At 71.2% G+C, this 18,930-nt stretch carries 13 protein-coding genes and 1 pseudogene; 9 read left to right on the forward strand and 5 right to left on the reverse strand.

Annotated elements, in window-relative coordinates:
• Nucleotides 1-4: 4 nt before the first annotated feature.
• Both ACFV9M_RS25875 and ACFV9M_RS25880 read right to left on the reverse strand, forming a co-directional pair.
• On the reverse strand, nt 5-1,948 hold the full coding sequence (locus ACFV9M_RS25875; RefSeq protein ID WP_385072681.1) for a S41 family peptidase: 1,944 nt from the start codon (nt 1,946-1,948) through the stop codon (nt 5-7).
• A 151-nt stretch (nt 1,949-2,099) separates the two neighbouring features.
• On the reverse strand, nt 2,100-4,175 hold the full coding sequence (locus tag ACFV9M_RS25880; protein WP_385072682.1) for a trypsin-like serine peptidase: 2,076 nt from the start codon (nt 4,173-4,175) through the stop codon (nt 2,100-2,102).
• A gap of 529 nt (nt 4,176-4,704) precedes the next feature.
• Between ACFV9M_RS25880 and ACFV9M_RS25885 the strand changes: the two genes are divergently transcribed.
• Nucleotides 4,705-5,691, forward strand: coding sequence for a hypothetical protein (locus ACFV9M_RS25885; protein WP_385072685.1), 987 nt, complete (start codon nt 4,705-4,707; stop codon nt 5,689-5,691).
• Between the two features lie 158 nt (nt 5,692-5,849).
• On the opposite strand, the gene ACFV9M_RS25890 is transcribed toward ACFV9M_RS25885, so the two are convergent.
• The 3 genes and pseudogenes from ACFV9M_RS25890 to ACFV9M_RS25900 form a co-directional block, all read right to left on the reverse strand.
• Nucleotides 5,850-6,209 (reverse strand): M23 family metallopeptidase, encoded by a 360-nt coding sequence (locus ACFV9M_RS25890; RefSeq protein WP_385072704.1) that lies wholly within the window; start codon nt 6,207-6,209, stop codon nt 5,850-5,852.
• A gap of 45 nt (nt 6,210-6,254) precedes the next feature.
• Nucleotides 6,255-6,539, reverse strand: a pseudogene (locus ACFV9M_RS25895) (peptidoglycan-binding protein); the annotation flags it as partial.
• A gap of 203 nt (nt 6,540-6,742) precedes the next feature.
• Entirely contained in the window at nt 6,743-7,612 is an 870-nt protein-coding gene (locus ACFV9M_RS25900; protein WP_385072688.1) for a peptidoglycan-binding protein, read from the reverse strand.
• Between the two features lie 508 nt (nt 7,613-8,120).
• On the opposite strand from ACFV9M_RS25900, the gene ACFV9M_RS25905 reads away from it, so the two are divergent.
• The 8 genes from ACFV9M_RS25905 (at nt 8,121) to ACFV9M_RS25940 (ending at nt 18,922) form a co-directional block, all read left to right on the forward strand.
• Nucleotides 8,121-9,299, forward strand: a complete 1,179-nt coding sequence (locus tag ACFV9M_RS25905) for a GDSL-type esterase/lipase family protein (RefSeq protein ID WP_385072690.1) — start codon at nt 8,121-8,123, stop codon at nt 9,297-9,299.
• Nucleotides 9,300-10,073: 774 nt separating this feature from the next.
• Nucleotides 10,074-11,120 carry an aspartate-semialdehyde dehydrogenase gene (locus ACFV9M_RS25910; protein WP_385079238.1) on the forward strand — a complete coding sequence of 349 codons (1,047 nt, stop codon included), beginning with the start codon at nt 10,074-10,076 and terminating at the stop codon, nt 11,118-11,120.
• A gap of 532 nt (nt 11,121-11,652) precedes the next feature.
• A complete protein-coding gene (locus tag ACFV9M_RS25915; protein ID WP_385079235.1) occupies nt 11,653-12,747 on the forward strand; it encodes a LuxR C-terminal-related transcriptional regulator in 1,095 nt (364 codons plus the stop codon).
• Nucleotides 12,748-12,848: 101 nt separating this feature from the next.
• The gene (locus ACFV9M_RS25920; protein WP_385079233.1) at nt 12,849-14,279 is read left to right on the forward strand and encodes an aspartate aminotransferase family protein; all 1,431 of its coding nucleotides are present in this window, start codon (nt 12,849-12,851) and stop codon (nt 14,277-14,279) included.
• 77 nt (nt 14,280-14,356) lie between these two features.
• The gene (locus ACFV9M_RS25925; protein ID WP_385079241.1) at nt 14,357-15,406 is read left to right on the forward strand and encodes an NAD-dependent epimerase/dehydratase family protein; all 1,050 of its coding nucleotides are present in this window, start codon (nt 14,357-14,359) and stop codon (nt 15,404-15,406) included.
• 11 nt (nt 15,407-15,417) lie between these two features.
• Entirely contained in the window at nt 15,418-16,596 is a 1,179-nt protein-coding gene (locus ACFV9M_RS25930; RefSeq protein WP_385079231.1) for an endonuclease/exonuclease/phosphatase family protein, read from the forward strand.
• A 131-nt stretch (nt 16,597-16,727) separates the two neighbouring features.
• Nucleotides 16,728-17,864, forward strand: a complete 1,137-nt coding sequence (locus ACFV9M_RS25935) for a glycosyltransferase family 4 protein (RefSeq protein ID WP_385079229.1) — start codon at nt 16,728-16,730, stop codon at nt 17,862-17,864.
• The gene (locus ACFV9M_RS25940) at nt 17,861-18,922 is read left to right on the forward strand and encodes a UbiA prenyltransferase family protein (protein ID WP_385079226.1); all 1,062 of its coding nucleotides are present in this window, start codon (nt 17,861-17,863) and stop codon (nt 18,920-18,922) included. The genes ACFV9M_RS25935 and ACFV9M_RS25940 overlap by 4 nt, the downstream gene beginning before the upstream one ends.
• Nucleotides 18,923-18,930 lie beyond the last annotated feature (8 nt).

Raw genomic sequence — 18,930 nt, forward strand, 5'->3', positions numbered from 1 at the left:
CGGGTCAGTGGAGCTGTCTCGTCGTACTGGCGACCAACCGGCCGGCCTCGAAGCCGTCGATGCGGGCCGACTGAGCGGCCGCCACGACGGGCACCGTCACGTCGGCCCGGCCGTCGGTGAGGTCGACCGACGCGCCCGGGCGCTGGTCGACGTAGACGTCCACGCGGTCGACGTTCGTCGCCTTCACCTTGAACGTCAGCGAGCCGTCGACGGAAACGGCGTCCGTGACGGACACGGCGTGCGGCTTGCGGTCCTGAAGGAGCCGGCCCGCCTGGTCGAAGAGATCGGCGTTGTCCTCCAGGAGGTCCCGGCGGGTCATCCGGTGCAGTTCGTCGGGAATGACGCCCAGGTCCTCCACCGGGGTTCCGGACAGGGCACCGACCCGCAGGGTGCGGCGGATGGACACGCGCATGCCGGCTCCCTTCGGCAGCGGTGCGTACGGTGTGGCCCCGTCCTCCGCGAGGAGAGCGGAGAGCAGCTCGTGCGTCCAGACGTTGGCACCGCCGGCGCCGGTGTTCTCGTCGGTCCTGAGCACGGGGCCGATCCGGTGGTCCTGGAAACCGGCGGCGAAGATGTCGGTGGCCGAGTAGCAACGGGCGTTGGTGATCAGGACCACCGGCCCGAAGTACTGCTGCCCGATGGCGTTGGCACCGTCCACGGGGGTGAGGGGGAAGGCGCTGGAGAAGGTGGCGCCGATCTCGACCGCCTGCTCCATGGAGGGGACCCAGGCGCCCAGGTCGATACCGGAGGCGTCCTGGTGCTGACGGCAGATGCGCAGGGTGAGCGGGGTGTTGATGAACTGCACCGGCTCGGGGGCGATCCGGTGGGGGGTGAGGACCTGAAGGGCGAACTCGGCGGCGTGGATGTGGCCGCCGCCGTTGTCCCGGACGTCCACGATGAGCCCGTTCTGCGGCAGCTGTCCGATGAGGCGGACGAACTCCCGGACGAATGCCGTCGGGTCGTCGACGTTGAACGTGAAGATGCGGAGGTGGCCGAACCGCCCGGAGGACGTCTCCACCGGCCGGGCTGTGAACACCTTGGGCATCGACGTGGCGATCTCGCCCTGGCGCAGCCCGGGCGCCGGTTCGTCGGCCTGGACGGCCCGCTCCTGGGCGACGACCCGGGGGGCGAACAGCAGCACCTTCGCCCGGCCGGTCTCGTCCGCGTCCAGGTCCAGTCCCTGGGCCACGGCGGCGGTACTGATCGCGTCCGCGTCCACCATGGCCGGCAGGTTCTCCACGATCCGCCAGTTCTCGCGCAGCTCACGCTGTGTGCCGCTGTCGTCGATGTAGCTGACCGTCACCCATTCCTCGAAGGGAGGCAGATGGATGCGCAGCGGCCGCACGGTCAGCGACTGGACGCCTCGGCTGCGCCGGGCGGGGGCGTTGCTCCCGGCGAACCGGGCCGCGTTCAGGTCGACGGCCGCCGCGACGGGGATGCCGCTCCAGTGGGTGATCTCGACACCGGGCGTGAAACCGGGCGCGGAGAAGCCCTGGGCCACGTGAGTGACCATGAAGTGGGTGCCCTGGGCGTCCGTGTACTGCTCGACGAGGAACGGCAAGAAGGCGATCTTGCCTGCGAAGGGGGCGGGGAGCAGGTAGTTGGTGTGCAGGTCTCTGACCGAGTGGAAGATCTCCGACACCTCGGCGTGGAAGAGCCACTCCGCGGGCATGGTCCGCTGCGTCTGCCGCTCCAGACGCCGGCGCAGCACCCGCAGGCGCTGGACCGGGTTCACGGCGTGCATCGCGGTCTTGAGCGGCAGGTGGACGTAGTTCTGGTCCAGGAGGACGAGTGCCTGGTCGACGATGAGGCGGCGCTCCTCCAGCGTCAGAGTGCCCGCGCCTTCGAGGAAGCTGCGCAGCGGTGCCGAGGTGGCCAGGTGGGCGCGGACCGGTTCCGCGGCCTGCTGGATGAACGCGGGTGGTGTGCCGTCAGCCGGGTCCGTCATGGTGTTTCCTCGAAGGTGGGGGCCGGGGCCCCCACCTTCGGGCCGTCGGCGGCTCGGACGAGGGCCGTACACGGTGTTTTCGCCTGATCGGATGCCGGGAATTGCCTCGGGCGGGGGATGCGGGCGTCGGCTGTCCCGCTCTCGCCGTCGTTCAGCCGGCGAGGCGACTGCCGATCGACCGGGCGACGTCGGCGTGGGCGAGGTATTCCACGATGCTGTGGGCCCGGCCGCGGGCATTGACGACGGCGAGGTCGGTCGGGCCGTCCACCCAGTCGTCGGCGAGCGGGCATCCGATGGCCACCGCGTCGGTCGGGCACCATGCGTTGAGCCAGTCCGCCACCTTCTTCGGGTTTCTCGGCCCGCCGGACAGCAGCCGGCGGTACACGCTGTCCATGCCGAGAGGACTGCCCACCGTGGTCAGGTGGACGACCTCCACACCGGGGGACAACCGCGTGAGGAGGTCCATGCCGACGACCGTACCCAGACTGTGGCTGACGAGGACCATCTCGCCCGCGTCCGGCACGCTCTCGAGTACGCAGCTCAGCACCTCTTCACGGATCTGCCGGTCGTCGAGGTACGCGGCCACGTCACGGAAGATGAGGGAGATGGCCCACGCGTCGAGCTCGCTCCTGGCGGCCAGCCAGCCCAGACGCCGCCACACGGCGCCGACCACGGGGTCCAGTCCCAGTCCTTCGGTGACCTCGGCGGCCTGCTGCGTCTCGGACGGCACGTACCACTTGGCGGCCGCCTCACCGAGGATCTCCTCGTACACCGCGCGGGTGGCGGGAGTCTCGAAAGTGACGGCCGTCGGCGCCTCGGCGGCCGGGGGAACGGACTCGTGTGCTGCGAGGGTCCGCACCAGCCGGTCGCCGTAGAACGGGAACCAGATGTCCGCCGGGTCGGCTGCCGGCAGCCCGGCCCGGACGAGCCCCTGGTTGAGTCCGGCGGCCCATTCGCGGCGCAGGGCCTCGGGGTCCTTGCCCTGCTGGGCACGACCGTGCAGGAAGACCAGGTGCCGTCTGCCGCCGAACGCGCTGTCCTGAGCGCGAAGGCCCGTCGCACGCGGGGCGACCACCTCGTCCGACGCCCGCGCGAAGCGAGCGGCCGGGCGGGCCGGCCCGGCGGCGGCACCCGTGGTCGCGGGGGCCGGTCCGACGACGGCATCGGTGGCCGTGAGGGCCGCCTGAGGGCCGCCCAGCCCCGACTCCGGCCCCATGCCGGCCAGCAGCGCCCGCTGCCCGGACGCGAGCGGCAGGGCCGCGAGGTGCTTCAGGATGGAACTGATGCGCACCCCCTCGTTGGACACCCAGTCGATGGCGTCGTCGCCGTCGCCGGGCTGCCGGACCCGGCCGTCGCGGCGCAGGACGCGGCCCTGTTCGTCGGTCCGGGGCACGCCGCTGTGGTGGAGGGCGATGACCTCCCACTGGTCGTTGAAGACCGGGGAGCCCGAGTTCCCGGGTTCGGTGTCCGTGCGGTAGTGCAGGAAGTCGGCCAGGCGCACCTGGAGGGCGTTGTCGCGTACGGCGATCTCCTTCAGGCGTCCCATCGGGTGGCCGATGATGTTGACCGGCTCGCCGATCACCAGCTTGCCCAGCTGGACGCTGAGCCGGTGCCAGCCGAAGGTCTCGCCCGGCGGCCTCCGGTCGGGGCCGGGGGCGACCGGTACCAGGGCGAAGTCGAGACGCTGGTCCGCGACGAAGAACCCGTTCGGGTCGAGTTCCAGGCGTGTCGGTGGCTGCGGTGTGTTGTCGATGTCGACCTGGGCGTCGAACTCCACGAAGCAGCGCCGGGCGGCATCCGCGTCGGGGAGGACGTGATGGTTGGTCATCAGCAGACTCGGTGACACCAGGAAGCCGGTGCCGATCGGCAGCTCGCGGCCGTTCTGCCGCGCCGAGATCCGGGCGATGCTGCGTGCGGCCCGGGCGCCGCGCGGCAGGAAGCTACAGGCCTGCAACTCCCTGGACACGCCCAGGATCCGTTCGAAGGCGGAGGACACCGTCAGCGGTTCGGCGCGGACGGCCTCCACCACCATGGCGGTCGGCACGGCCTGCCGGTCGAGCAGACGGGCCGCCCGCGCCGCCAATGCCTCCGGCGAATCGGGGAAGCCGATCCCGGCGTCCTGCTGCCGCTCGACCTCTCGGCGCTGCTCGCCGGCCTCGTCGTACCGGACCGCGGCCGCCGCCGCCTGGTGTTCCCGCTCATCGCGGGTCATGTCCATGACGTCCATGGCCTTCACCGTCCTCGGAGGGCGCGGAACGAGACGAAGGAGTGCGCCGGCCCGGGGTGAGGGGGCGCCCGGCCCGTCCGGGCCCGTCCGGCGTTCGGACGGGTCAGGCCCGTCCGGCGTTCGGACGCGAGACTGTGCCGGTTCCGCGCGGCCGTCGTGGCGGCCACCGCTCGAACGTCGGGACCCGCCGTGTGGCACACCCGCTCCTTTCCATGGTGCGCCTCCTGGGGAAGCACGGCGACCCAGAACCGCCGGCCGGAAAACCGCAGGTCGACGCGGATGCCGGCCCGCGTGGTGGAGTCGACGCGCCGGTCGGATCCGCGGAGTTGCAGTCACCAGGACGAGTGACCAGGCTGTCATTATGGTTGTTCTCCGTCGGACAGAAGCACGCCCGGAAAACGGAGATCGGGACGTAGCCGCACGGGGGATGCGTGGTTCCTGGCGGCATCGGGCCTGCGCACATGTCGCGGCGCTCCAGGCGCAGCTCGACAGAGTCGAAGCGGGCGGACTCGCGCCCCCGGAGCGGAAGTTGGCGTGCAAGGCGCACGCGATCCTGGATGCGGCGAGAAATGCCGCCGAAGATCGTCGCCCCACTCTGAGCGGAGCGTCCTCACGAGACCGGGCGCTGTCGAACATCCATGAAGCGGAACTGCTGCTTCTGCAGTTGGCGACCGATGACGAGGTCCGCTGGCGAGGGCCCCTGGTGCTCTCCCGCGGGGTGCACCACCTGGGCGAGGACGATCCCCGGCTGAAGGCGCTGTCGGAGCACCTGCGAAACAACCACAACACCCTGGACAAGGAGTTCAGGGTGTTGGCGGTCGATGTGCTGCATGCCGCCAACCACGTCGAGGAATCCGAGATAGCGCGAGTCCGGAGCTTCCGGAACGTCGTGGTGTACTCGTTCCTCGCCACATCGGTCATCGCCGCGCTGCTCATCCTGTCGGGATACCTGCATCCCGACGGCGTGCCGAGCATGCTCTGCTTCGATCCGCCGGCTCCCACCCCGGGCGATCCCCTGGCGACGAGACGCGTCTGTCCCGCGGGCGGGAGCGCGGACGGCGACGACGGGTTGCTGATCGGGTCGCTCGGCATGTGTGCCGCCGCCATGGCCGGGGCCGTCTCGATCCGCCACATGCAGGGGACGGTCACGCCGTACATGGTGCCGCTGAGTCTGTTGGCCCTGCGCCTTCCGGTCGGCGTCCTGTCCGCCTTCCTGGGCCTGATACTGATCCACGGTGAATTCGTCCCGGGCCTCTCCGCATTGGACACTCAGGCCCAGATAGCCGCCTGGGCCATAGCGTTCGGCATAGCCCAGGAAGCGTTGACCAGAATGATCGACCGGCAGGGGAACGCCGTCATGGAGAACGTCCGAGGATCGTGGCGGTCCTTCGATTCCCCACCGCCGCGACCCGAGAACGTCCCGAGGGCCGACGCACCCGTCCCCCCGGTGTCGAGTGCCACCAGAAGGGCGAGTGCCACCAGAAGAAGGACTTGGCCGTTCCGTGACCGACCCTGACCCGGACGTCGTCGAACCCGGACGTTGTCGCAACCCGGATGTCGTCGGGCCCGGGACGCGCCCGGATTTCGTCGGGCCCGGGACGCGATCGCGACCCGACGTCGTCGGGCCCGGGACGCGATCGCGACCCGGACGTTGTCCGTCGCAAGTCGGATCGGCTACCAGTTGGGGGGCACGTCGGATCCGAAACCGCCACCGGCCGGTCGCTTCTCGAAGTGGAGATGGGGTCCGGTGGACTTGCCGGTGGAGCCGACCCTTCCGACCTTCTGGCCGGCCCGGACCGAACCCCCGTTCACGGACCGCTCGGAGAGGTGGCAGTACCAGAAGTCGAATCCGCCCGCGCGCAGCACGAGGAAAGTGCCGTAACTGGGGTCGTGTCCGACGCGGGCCACGGAACCGCCGAGCACCGCCACGCACGGCCTCCCCTGCGGAGCCGCGTAGTCCGCGCCGGTGTGATAGCCGAGGACCCAGTGACGGCCCCTCTTGCGGTGTGGGGTCGTGACCCCGTGTCCCGGCACAGGAGACGTGACGCGGGCGCCAGGAGTCGTGGGCGTCGTATCCGTCGGGACGCGGAGTCGGTCCCAAGAGGTCTTGCCCGGGATGCCGTTGGCCTCGGCTCCCTTGAACCCGAGCTTGCGCTGCCAGGCGGCGTACGACTGTTGGTCGGCGTCGGTCCACACGGGACCGGGACCCGTCCGGTACTTCCCGCACTCCTCCGCCACCAGGCGTCTGCCCATCGCAGCGATCACGGGACTGTGTTGCCCTTCACGGAAGAATGCCGCTCCTGGGAACGGTGCGAGCGCAGGCATGGCCCTGTCTCCTTCCCCATGTGGTCTGTTGCCGCCACGCGATGTTCGCCACCGTTACGCCCGGACCGTGCGCCGCTCACCTCACAGTCGCCCCTGTTTCCACCATGCGCCCGATGGAAGTCGGGCGCAAACTCGGCGATGTGCGGGTCCGCGTGCCCGGGCGATCGGTCCGTCAGTTCCGTGCGTTTCCCTGCGAACGGAGTCCACGCCAGGCGGATGACCTCGGGCCTCGCGGAGAAGTTTCAGGCTTTGGGAACACCCAGCCTGTCCCAGCTGAACCGGCCGGGAACGCCGTCGGCAGCGCTGCCCTCGAAGCCCAGCTTCCGCTGCCAGGCGGTGTAGGAGCGCACATCGCCCGGTCCCCACACGTCGATTCCGGTGCCGGACGTGTAGCGGTCGCAGTCCTCGGCGACGAGCCGGCCGTGCATTCTCGCGATGACGGGCGATGTGCGTCCCGCCCGGAAGAACGACGCACCGGGAAACGGCTCGAACCGGGGCCTCACCGGGGTCGGGCCGGGCGGTGATGGCACGAACACCGGCCAGGAACCGGGGTCGACATGGTTGTTCTCCGGGACGTGGGCATGGGCGTACCACCCGCCCTGCGACCTCCACATGTCCGTCGGACACGTGTCGCAGGACAGGGAGGTCGGACGGCCCATGGGCCAGACGTCCGGTACGCCCCAGGAACTGATCCATGCGTGGAGATCGCCCCAGCCCTCGCACGGAGTGTCGACCAGCCGCGCGTACACCTTGCCGCCGACGCGGCAGTGCGGGAAGAACAGGGCCTCGATCTGGACGACGACTTCGCCGGTCCGGTTGGTGCGGACGCCACCGGCCGCGTCGAACAGGGCTTTACTGCGGGACGTGGCGGGGAAGAACTGGGCGAACGCCCCTGTGAAGGGATCCCAGAGGATGTGCGGGGCCCGGCCTCTGCCGCTGCCGGTGAAGAAGCTCTTGAGATTGGCGAAGGGGACCAGGTCGAGGGGCGCCTCGGCGGTGGCCGTCCTGTCCGCCGTGATGTGCGCGATCGCCCGTGCGGGGAACCTGGGATCACATGGTGCGTGGTCCCCGATGTCCGCCTTGAGGGCTTGGGGCATCCATGGATCGGGCATGGTGGGATCCTCCCTCCTCGCACCGCACATGACCGTGGGGTGCCGCGGGAACCGAGAGCGGGGAGGCGAGCGCCGGGTGGACAAGGGGCCGCGCGGCGGACCCTTCCCTCTTTCCACGATGCGTCCGATGGACGTCCGCGGCAAACGGGGAGAGCCGCTCCCCGCAGCTCATCGCCTTCCACGCCGTCGAGTTGAGCCCGGTGGCCTGGACTCTCGTCGGTGGCCGGGGCCGCCAGGCGCAGCGTCAGCAGTGGGTCGTCGCTGCTGAAGCGACGGTCCTTGATACGGGTCAGGCCGCCGGGCCACCGCTGGTCCCGGTCACCGGAGCGCGGGCCCATGGAGGCGCGCGCACCACGGATGCCGGTGTCGCGGAGAGCTTCGACGCCTCTGGTTTGCCTAAAGCTATTAGGCAAATACCTAGTAGGTGTCGCTTGATACGAGGAAGATTAGGTTGCGGTCATCGGACGATCTCCGATCCGACCTTCCGACGAACGACGGGCTGGGAACGATGAACACCGAACGCGACTGGATCACCACACCTGTCACCACGGACATGCTGCGCGGCTTCCTCGACGTGGAACCGACCGCGCACGGCCTGCTGCCGCATCGCCTGCCCGCTCGGGCCCGCCGGCAGATCCCCGACAACCAACTGGCCGTGGCCGAGGCCCAGCCCTCCGGCGTGCGGCTGGCCTTCCGCACCCGGGCCTCGACCGTCGAACTGGACACACTGCCCACCAAGCGGGTCTACGCAGGTTTCCCCGCCCCGCCCGACGGCGTGTACGACCTGCTGGTCGACGGCCGTCTCGCCGCCCAGGCCACGGTGGCCGGCGGTAACGTCCATACGATCACCGACATGGTCACCCAGTCCGCCGACCTGCGCGAGGGGCCGGTGGGCACCGCCCGGTTCACCGATCTGCCGGCGCGTGACAAGGACGTCGAGATCTGGCTTCCGCACACGGAGATCACCGAGCTGATCGCCCTGCGCACCGACGCCCCGGTCGAGCCCGCTCCGGACAGCGGACGCAGGGTCTGGCTGCACCACGGCAGTTCGATCAGCCACGGCTCGAACGCCACCCACCCGACCGCCATCTGGCCGGCCCTGGCCGCGGCCCAGGGCGGGGTGGAACTGGTCAACCTGGGGTTCGGCGGCAGCGCGCTGCTCGACCCGTTCACCGCCCGTGCGATGCGGGACGCCCCCGCGGACCTGATCAGCATCAAGATCGGCATCAACGTCGTCAACTCCGACGTGATGCGCCTACGCGCCTTCACCCCCGCGGTGCACGGCTTCCTCGACACCGTCCGCGAGGGGCATCCGACCGCCCCGCTGCTGGTGGTGTCCCCGATCCTGTGCCCGGTCCAGGAGGACACCCCCGGCCCCCTCGCACCCGACTTCGACGGCGGGACCCTGCGCTTCAGGGCCACGGGCGATCCCGCCGACCGCGCCGCCGGACGCCTGACGCTCACCGTCATCCGCGACGAACTCGCCCGAATCGTCGGACAGCGGGCGGCCGACGACCCGAACCTGTATCTCCTCGACGGCCGCGACCTGTACGGCGAGAGGGACTACGCCGAACTGCCACTGCCCGACGAGGTCCACCCCGATCCCGCGGGACACCGCCGCATCGGCGAGAACTTCGCGCGGCTCGCCTTCGGCGAGGGCGGCCCCTTCGCCGCCGAGACCGGCTGATCAGGTCGCGGACCCTCCGGACCGCGCCCCTCACCCGGCCGACGGCAACCGACTCGCCGGTCGCGCAGACATGGTGGGCCGCGCTGCCGAAGTGGCGGGCGGGCCGCCGATGTGACGGGCGCGCTGCCGAAGTGGCGGGCCGGGCTGCCGAAGTGGCGGGCCGCGCTGCCGAAGTGGCGGGCCGCGCTGCCGATGTGGAGGCCCGGCCGCCCATGTGGCAGGCGCGCTGCCGAAGCGGCGAACCGAGCTGCCGAAGTGGCTGCCCGGCCGCCGATGTGGCGGGCCGCACTGCCGAAGCGGCGGCCCGGCCGCCCATGTGGCAGGCGCGCTGCCGAAGCGGCGAACCGAGCTGCCGAAGTGGCGGCCCGGCCGCCGATGTGGCGGGTCGCGCTGCCGATGTGGCGGCCGGGCCCCCGAGGTGACGACCGAGCCGCCGAAGTGGCGGGCGCGCCGCCGCTGCCGGCCGTCACAGCCATCCCGGACTCGGGAATCGCAAGAGGTCCACCCCTCCGGCGCGCCATCCGGGGGGTGCGGGGCGCTCAGGTGTGCAGGGGTCGGCTCCGGTGTCCGCCTGTCGCCTGTCCGCTTGCGGACATCACGGAGGGCTGTCAGCGGCCCGCGCAAGGGGTTTGGATGAAAACTCCAGCCTCGGACCGGTCCATCCGGCCGGTGGACCCGCTGTGTGACGCCTCGGGCGGTCCCGGCGGACGAGGCCCGTTCGGGGCCCGGCAGAGCGGCCGGTCCGACCAGATCGGAGAACCGATGGTGCACGTCATGGATTCCGCAGCTCCGCGCATCGTCCTGGTCGGTGCGACAGGCGTCCTCGGGACCGCCATCATCGAGCTGATCGAGGAACTCGGGATACGCCACCGGGAGATCCGGCTCGTGGCCTCCGACCGCTCGGCCGGTCGCGAGATGCCGGTCGGCGGCCGGCTGGAGACGGTCCACAGCCTCGCCGGCTTCGACTTCGCGGGCGCCGATCTCGTCCTGTTCTGCACCGCGGAGGCGGTCAGCCGCCGCTATGTGCCGGCCGCCAGGGCCCAGGGCGCTGTGGTCGTCGACAGCTCCGGCGCCTACCTCGCGGACCCCGACACCCTGCTGCTCGTCCCGCCGGTCAACGGCCACCTGCTCGCCCGCCCCCCGTTCGGCGTCCTCGCCGGCCCGAGCGCCCTGACAGTGCCGCTGGTGCGGCTGCTGCACTGCGTCGAGCAGTACCGGGGCGTGCGCCAAGTGGTGGTGAGCAGCTATCAGGCGGCCTCGGCGCGGGGCCGGCAGGGCATCGAGGAACTGCTCGAGGGCAGCGAACTCGCGCTCCGGGACCCCGACGCCGAGCTGCCCGCGGACCTGTTCCGTCCCGCGCTGGCCTTCAACGTGGTGCCGGTCGCCGGGCGGATGCTGGAGAGCGGTTCCAGCACCGAGGAGCACAGGATCGAGCAGGAGACGCGCCGGATCCTGTGCCTGCCGCATCTGGACATCACCACGAACTGCGTCCAGGTGCCCGTGGTGAACGGTCACGCCGCCGCGGTGTTCGTGGAGGCGGCGCACCCCGTGGAGCGCGCGGAGCTGGCCGGCCTGCTGGCCGGCCTGCCCCGGGTGGTGGTCCACGAGGACCGGCCGGGTGCCTTCCCCACGCCGTTGACGGCAGGCGACCCGGACCGTGTCCACGTCGGGCGGATCAGGGTGGTCCCGCACAACCCGCGGGCCTTCTGGCTGTGGCTGATCGTGGACAACCTGCGCGCCGGCGCCGCGCTGAATCTTCTGCAGATCGCGGAGGCGGCGTCGGCGCTGCGGCGGTCGGGGGCGGGCTCCCGTCCGCGCTGAGGCGGGCTCCCGCCCCGGTCCGCGGGGGTGCCGCTTCCGAGGCGGCCAGGTGCGCCCGGCAGGTGCGTGGCGCGGCACCCCGCGCCGGTCACGGGAACGCGGGGCGGGGAGCCAGTGAGCAGGCGGGCCCGGTGGGCGGGCGCCGCCGGTCGCTTTCCCGGACCGTGGTCACCGTGGTCACAGAACCCGGCCGCGCGAAAGACACTCCCCCATCAGATCCCATTTGTCGTCGGCGACCGCGAAGTCGGCCCGCCCCTCGCCGAACAGGGCGTCAGAGACCACCGAGTCCGTGGAACCGGTAATTCCGGCGGAGCGGAGGAGAGCAACGGAAAGGCGAGCCGGGACCCGCCGATTTTTCGCCATCATGACCCCGTCGATTCTGTATTCGACTCTGCATTCGACTCATTGCCGTGCCCGTTTCCGGGCTCATCGAAGCCTGGTCGCCAATTGGGCTCAGGTCGAGACTCGATCACTGTCCTATGATGGCTTGGCCACAAGTGGATAGCGGCGGACGTCGACCGGAAGGTGTTCCGTGGAGAACCAACCCTTGTCAGACGAGCTGACCCGACCTCTGTTGAGCGAGCTGGCCGTCGACGCGTACCGGGCCGCGCTGCGCATCGGTGTGTTCGATGACGCGGAGATCGCCGCCGAACTCGGGATGTCTCCCGCGCGGGTCGTGGAGGCCCGCAAGACCTTGCAGGAACTGCGCCTGCTCAGCCCGGACGATCACGACAGCCCCGTCGTGCCCCTCGACCCGGCGGTCGTGGAGGCCGAGCTGGTGACACCCCTGGAGACGGTGATCGCCAGCCAGCGGCGGCGGATAGCGGGAATACACCGGCAACTCCACTCGCTCGTCGGGCCTTATCGGACCGCTGAAAGATCACGCTCGGCGGATGTCCCGATCCGCCTTCTTGACAACGCCGACGACGTGCGCCGGGAGATTGATCTGGCGAGACGCCGATGCACCACGGAACGGATGAGTCTCCAGCCGGGGGGCGGCCGCTCGGCGGATCTTCTCCAGCAAGATCTGGTCCAGACGACGGAATTGTTGAGGCGCGGTGTCCGGATCCGCACTCTCTATCAGCACACGGCCCGGTCGAGCCTCACCACCCGGACCTATGTCGGACATATCTCCGAAGAAGGTGCGGAAGTCCGTACCGCGGAGGAACTCTCCGAGCGTCTCATCATTTATGACCGGACAATTGCCTTTGTGCCCACGGAACGGAGGGGCGACGAACCGCCCGGCGCGGCCGTGGTCACCGACCCGACCCTGGTGGCCTACCTGTGCCGCTCCTTCGAGGCGGCCTGGCAGACCGGCAGTCCGTTCGGCAGCGGCACGGAGCCGACCGACGACCAGCAGGTGAGCGCGGACCTGCGGGCCTCCATCCTGCGGCTGATGTCCCTGGGGCTGAAGGACGAGGTGATCGCGCGCCGCCTGGGCATGGCGACCCGGACCTGCCGCCGGCACATCTCGGCGCTCATGGACGAACTCGGCGCCATGAGCCGCTTCCAGGCCGGAGTGATCATCGGCCGCCGGCAGGCCGCGCCGGAAGCCCGGCGCGGTACCGGCCCAGCGGCCGGGACGGGCACCGCGGAGGCGGCCCCGGGAAGCGCTGTCCAGAAGTAGCCGTGCCAGCACCTGCCACCGGGCATGCCTCGTGCCCGCCCTCTCTCCCGTGCGACCTTGGCGGACGGCTGACCGACATCGATGTCGCATGGGAGAGAGCAATGGCACATCTCATCAGCCTCGAAGAGGCCGAGAAGCTGGATGTCGACGAAGTACACGAGCTGTACCGCACGTACATCAACAAGAGCCAGGTCCGGTTGATGACCTCCTTCGGCTTCGGCCAGGAGCTCGTCGACCACGCCGAGGGCGCCTACGTCCACACGCGGGACGGCCGCAGGATCCTGGACTTCACCGGCGGGATCGGCGTGCTCAACCACGGGCACAACCATCCGCGTATCGTCGCGGCCCGCCGGCGCTTCCAGGAGCAACGCCGGATGGAGGTGCACAAGACCTACTTCTCGCCCTATCTCGCCGCCCTGGGCCACAACCTGGCGGCGGTGCTGCCCGGCGACCTGAACCGCTCGTTCCTTCCCAACTCCGGGGCCGAGGCGGTCGAGGGCGCGGTCAAGCTGGCCTACAAGTACCACGGCGGCCGGCGGCGGCAGATCCTGCGGGCGGACATCAGCTTCCACGGCAAACTGCTCGGCTCCGGCGGACTCACCGGCGGCGCGCAGAACCACTTCGAGTTCCCGACGATCCCCGGGATCCGCACCTTCGCCTACGACGACCTCGACTCCGTCCGCCGGGTCCTCGCCGAGGCCCGGGACGCGCGGGGGCGCAGCGACGTGTACGCGCTGCTCATCGAACCGTTCAGCGCGTCCACGATGCGCTGGTGCTCCGAGGAGTTCCTGCGCGGCCTGCGCGAGCTGTGCACCGCCGAGGACATCGTGCTGATCTTCGACGAGATCTACACCGGATGGGGCAAGACCGGCAGCATGTTCCACTTCACCCGGTACGAGGGGCTCGTGCCGGACGTGGTGACGACCTCGAAGTCCTTCGGCGGCGGCAAGTCGTCCGTCTCCGCGTACGTGGCGCGCGAACCGGTCTTCCGCAAGGCGTACGACAACATGACGGACGCGATGATGCAGAGCACGAGTACGACGTACTACGGCTTCGGCGAGGAGACCGCGACGGCCATCGAGGCGATCTCCGTCGCGGTCGAGGACGACTATCCGGCGCGGGCGCGGGCCATCGAGGCGGTGCTCGGGCCGGGGCTGGAGCGCATCCGCAAGACCTATCCGGACGTGATCGACGACGTGCGCGGCTCCGGCGCCCTCTTCGGGATCTTCCTCTCCGGCGGACCGAAGATCCTCGACCTCATCGGCAAGCTGCCGGCGACCGGTCCGGCCAAGGACCCGCTGATCCGCACGAAGATCGTCACCGCCGCGGTCATCGACACGCTGTACCGCAAGCACGATGTCTACACGTACAACACGCTCAACGGCCGCAGTCCGCTGGTGGTGAGTCCACCGCTGGTGGCGGGGCCGGAGGAGGTCGAGCGGTTCCTCACCGCCCTGGACGCCACGCTCGCCGAGGGCATGAAGCGCCTGCTCGGCCGGTTCGTGCGGGAGCGGGTGAGCTCGCTGTGGTGACCGACGCCTCGCACACGCCGCGCGACGACAGCGCGCACGGGACCGAGCGGCTCACGCGGCGGGAGGACCGGCCGCGGCTGCCCGCCCGTGTCGCCGTGACCGGTGCCGCCGGGGTGCTCGGCTCGCACCTGGTGGACCATCTGCTGCGGTCGGGCAGCCGGGTCAGCGCGTTCGATCTGCGACCGGTGCCCGCGGCCCCCGGGCTGACGTCGTTCACCGGGGACATACGGGACCCGCGAGCCGTCACCGAGGCGCTCGGGGGAGCCGACGCCGTGGTGCACTGCGCGTCCGCGCTGCCCAGCTACCCCGTGGCCGACATCCGGTCCATCGTCGTCGAGGGCACGACGACCGTGCTGGAGGCGGCGCGTGCCGCCGCCGTGCCCCGGGTGGTGCACATCTCCTCCACCGCCGTCTACGGGCTGCCCCCGCTGGTGCCGACGCCCGAGGACTACCCGCATGTGCCGGTGGATCCGTACAGCTCGGCGAAGGCGGAGGCGGAGAAGGTCGCCGAGCGGTTCCGGGCGGCGGGGATGTGTCTGCCGGTGCTGCGGCCCAAGACGTTCCTCGGGCCGCGCCGGATGGGGCTGTTCGACATGCTCTTCCAGTGGGCCGAGGAGGGCCGCAACTTCCCCGTGCTCGGCCGCGGCGACGTCCGCATCCAGATGCTGGCGCTGGAGGACCTCGTGGAGGCCGTGGCGACCGTGCTGCGCGCCCCGGACGAGGTGGCCTGCGACACGTACAACATCGGCGCCGCCGAGTTCGGCACCCTGCGGCAGGACTTCCAGGCGGTGCTGGACGCGGCCGGGCACGGCCGGCGCGTGGTCTCGGTGCCGGGCCGGCCCGCGGTGGCGGTGCTGCGCGCGCTGGAGCGGACCAGGCTGTCCCCGGTGTACGGCAGGCTGCTGTCCAAGCTGCTCGCCGACTCCTACGTCAGTGTCGACAAGGCGCGGGAACGGCTGGGCTTCCGCCCTCGGCTGTCCAACCAGCAGGCCATCCTCGGGACGTACGAGTGGTGGCGCGCGCAGCGTGCGACGGCGGCCCCCGTCGCGGCCGGCAAGGGCGGCGGCCAGACCAGCCGGGACCCCTGGCGGCAGGGAGTGCTGGGTCTCGCGAAGGTCTTCTTCTGATGCCTGCTGACATGCCCTCAACAAAAGAGACGGTGGACGGCGGCCCGCCGGCGGACGCGCCCGCGGGTGGCGGGCCGTCACGGCCGCCGGCCGCCGACGAGACACCCCGGCACGGCACGCCGGACGGGCCGGACGCACCGGCCGCCCGGCGCTGGTGCCTGGGCACCCGGCTGCTGGTGGCGGCCACGGCGGTGTGGGCGCTGCTCCTCGCCCTGCACCTGCTGCTCGTCGGCCGCTGGTGGCCGTGGGTGGTCGTCGAGGCCACCCCGCCGCTGACCCTGGTGGCGGTGCCGCTGCTCCTCCTCGCCCTGGTCCCCCTGGCCCGGCCGGTGCGGCGCCGGCTGTCCGTGGTCCTGGTCGTCCTGCTGCTGGCCGGGGCGCATCTGGCCGGCTACGGACCCGGATGGGGCGGCCCCGCCGAAACCGCCCGGGGGACGGAGGTCAAGGTCTTCGCCTGGTCCACGGACTACTGGCAGATGACGGACGACAAGGACGCCTTCTACGCGTTCCTGCGCCGGCAGGACGCCGACGTGTACCTCCTCCAGGAGTACCTGTACTGGGAGGGGGACCAGCCGGTCCGCATCGACGACTCGGCGCGGCTGCGCGCCGAGTTCCCCGGCTACCGGATCGCCGTCGAGGGCGAACTGCTCACCCTGTCCCGGCTGCCGGTCGTCGCGGAGCACCACGACCGCGTGGCCGCCACCGGTACGGACTGGTACTGGAAGGGAACCAAGGCCCAGCGCACGGACATCCGGGTCGGCGGGAGCGTCGTCTCCTTCTACAACGTGCACCTCGCGGTGCCCTTCCGGGTCGGCGACAACCCGCTGAGCAGTCGTTTCCGGGACTTCACGAAGGACCAGTCCGACTGGCGGAACCGCGAACTGCGCAAGCTGCGCGCCGACCTGACGGACAACCCCCGTCCGGCCGTGGTGGCCGGCGACTTCAACTCGCCCTGGATGAAACTGACCCCGCTCGGAGCCGGCACCCGACTGCACAGCCCCGCCGCCTCCCTGCTGCCCGCCCGCTCCTGGCCGGTCTCCGACTACCCGCTGCCCCGGCTGTGGCGGCTGGACTGGCTGTTCACCGACGGCGGCCTGGCCGTGCCCGGCTACCGGTTCGGCGGAGGAGAGGACTTCTCCGACCACGCGGCGCAGGAGATCCGCGTCGTGGTCCCGGACGCCACGGACTGACCCGGCCCGGCCCGGAGCACACCCCGGGACGCCGAGGACGGCGTCGGAACACCCGGAACACCCGGAACGCCCGCGTCACCCCCGTGGAGAGACGAAGCACACCCCCGAAGAGACGTGAGAAGGGACGCAACGTGCTGCAACCCGACAGGTTCGACGTGACGGTGATGCTCGACTACTACGCCCCGTACGTCAGCGGCCTCACCGAGGCCGCGCGACTGACCGCCGAGGGACTCGCCGCCCGCGGCTGGCGCATCGCGGTGGTCTGCGCCCAGCACGACCCCGCACTGCCCCGCCACGAGGTCGTCAACGGTGTCCATGTCTTCAGGGCACCCGTGCTCGCCCGGATCAGCCGGGGCTTCATCTCCCCGGCCCTGCCCCTGCTGGCGCGGCGCCTGGCGGCGCGCTCGGACATCGTCCACATGCATCTGCCCAACCCCGAGGCCGCGCTGATCGCCGCCCTCAAGGGACACGCCCGGCTGGTGGTGACGTACCACATCGACGTGTTCCTGCCCGACAGCCCGGTCAACCGCTTCGGGATGCGGGCCGTCGACGAGGTGTGCAAGGCGGCCGTACGCCGGGCGGACCTCGTCATCACCAACAGCGAGGACCAGGCGCGCGGCTCCCGCATCTGGCCCACGATCCGGCGCCGCCGGCTGGCGCCCATCCCCTCCCCGTGCGTCGACCGCAACGGAGGCGCGCCCCGGCTGCGCGACGGGGACGGACTGCACATCGGCTTCATGGGCCGGATCACCGTGGACAAGGGCATCGAATACCTCATACGGGCCTTCAGGTCCCTCGACGACCCCCGGGCCCGTCTGCTGATCGCGGGGGACTACACGACCGTGGCCGGCGGCAGCAACATCGACGAGCTGCGCCGGGAGGCCGCCGGTGATCCGCGGATCCGGTTCACGGGCCTGCTGCGCGGTGACGCCGTACGGGACTTCTACGCCTCCATCGACGTCTTCGCGCTGCCCTCGATCTCGGAGTCCTTCGGCATCGTCCAGGTCGAGGCCATGATGGCGGGCATCCCGCCGGTGTCCACGAACCTGTCCGGCTCCCGGTTCCCCGTGGAGGCCACCGGCTTCGGGCGGCTGGTCCCGCCCCGGGACCCGGCCGCGCTGCGCGAGGCGCTGCTGGACCTGGCCGCGCTGCCCGAGGAGGACCGGCAGGCCGGCAAGGAGACGGCGACGAAGCTCTTCGGCGGTGAGGCCTTCCTCGACGCCCACGAAGAGGCGTTCCGGCGGGTCCTGACGGGTGCCCGGCCGTGAAACCGCTGGGCGGAGAAGAGATCCTGGACGACAGGGACGTCCCGGCCGCGACCACGCTGTCCGGCCCCCAGGGCGCCACGCCCACTGCGAAAACCGTGCCGGCCCCGCGCGAACAGTCCCGCACCGCCGGCGACACGCACGGCCCGCTCCGGCAGGGTCCGGCCCCCCGTCGCGTCCCGCGGCGTTCGCGGCTGCCGGCCTGGCTGGTGCTGCTGCGCCCCCGCCAGTGGGTGAAGAACGTCTTTGTCCTGCTCGTCCCCCTGGCCGTGGACCCGGCGGCCCTGCTGCACCACACGGGACGGGCCCTGCTCACCGTGGCCGCCTTCACGGCGGCCTCCGGGGCGGTCTACGTCCTCAACGACTGGCTGGACCGGGACCGGGACCGGCTGCACCCGGTCAAACGGCACCGGCCGCTGGCCAGCGGCCGGGTCGGTCCGCTCGGCGCCCTGCTGCTGGGCGCGGGCTGTCTGGCCGTACCGGCGGCCGGGGCGGCACTGCTGCCCCCCGAGGTGACGGCCGCGGTCGCCGGATACCTGGTGCTGAACCTGGCGTACTGCCTGGCGCTGAAACACTACTCACTGGTCGACGTCAGCCTGGTGGCGGTCGGCTTCGTCCTCAGGGCGGTCGCCGGATGCGCGGCGGTGGCGGCGCCCCTCAACCCCGCCTTGATCATCTGCGTGTACTGCACGTGCCTGCTGCTGTCGCTCGGCAAGCGGCGGCACGAGCTGGAGACCGCGAGCCTGCGCGGGGACGCGGCCGAACAACGGCCCGCCCTCGCCGGGTACTCGGTGGCGCTGCTCGACCAGCTCATGGCCGTGCTGCTGGCCGCCACGCTGATCAGCTACGTGCTGTTCACCCTCTCCGCACCCCATCCGCACGCCGCCGCGCTGGCCGTCGTCACCACGCCCTTCGCCGTCTTCGCCTCGTGCCGCTACGTGCAGCTGGTGGCGATGCGGCGCAGCGGCGGGGAACCGGGCCGAGACGTGCTCACGGACACCCCCCTCGTGATCAACGCCGTTCTGTGGCTGGCCTCTCTGGCCGTCGGCCGTCTTCTGTGAGGTGCACC

The sequence above is a fragment of the Streptomyces sp. NPDC059895 genome (assembly GCF_042731035.1).
GTDB lineage: Bacteria > Actinomycetota > Actinomycetes > Streptomycetales > Streptomycetaceae > Streptomyces.